Raw genomic sequence first — 710 nt, forward strand, 5'->3', positions numbered from 1 at the left:
GCGCCGGGGCCCGGGACGGCGCGCCCGAGGGCGCGGTCCTGGTCGCCGAGTCCCAGCAGGCCGGCCGCGGCCGCCTGGAGCGCCGCTGGAGCGCCCCGCCGCGCTCCGGCCTGTTCCTCTCCGTGCTGCTGCGGCCGCACGAGGTGCCCGTCGAGCGGTACGGCTGGCTGCCGATCCTGGTCGGGGTGGCCGCGGCCGCGACCGTCGCCCGGGTCGCCGAGCTCGACACCGGCCTCAAGTGGCCCAACGACCTCCAGGTGACCGTGGACGGCGAGGAGCGCAAGGTCGGCGGCATCCTCACCGAGCTGAGCGGTGGCGCCGTGATCGCGGGCCTGGGCCTCAACGTGTCGCTGCGCGCCGCCGAGCTCCCCGTCCCGACCGCGTCCTCGCTGGCGCTGGCCGGCGCCGCCGTCACCGACCGCCAGACGCTGCTGCGCGCCCTGCTGCGCGAGTTCGCCGAGCTGTACGGCGAATGGCGGGCCGCCGCCGGCGACCCCCACGCCAGCGGGCTGCTGCCCGCGTACACGGCGCGCTGCACCACGCTCGGCCGGCAGGTGAAGGTCCAGCTGCCCGGAGACCAGGAGCTCCTCGGCGAGGCCGTCGCGATCGACGGCGACGGCAGGCTGGTCGTCCTCGCCCCCGTCGGGGGGACGCGGGGCGGGTCGCCCCGGGCCGGGGTGGGGAGGAGGGGCCCCCGGCCGGACGCGCGC

At 79.0% G+C, this 710-nt stretch carries 1 protein-coding gene; it reads left to right on the forward strand.

Annotation, left to right across the window (positions count from 1 at the left end; translation table 11 throughout):
- Window positions 1-710, forward strand: a 710-nt coding sequence (locus ACFV0G_RS20855) for a biotin--[acetyl-CoA-carboxylase] ligase (protein ID WP_380549702.1), incomplete at both ends; no start/stop codon positions are given.

This window comes from Kitasatospora sp. NPDC059571 (genome assembly GCF_042735675.1).
Lineage (GTDB): Bacteria > Actinomycetota > Actinomycetes > Streptomycetales > Streptomycetaceae > Kitasatospora.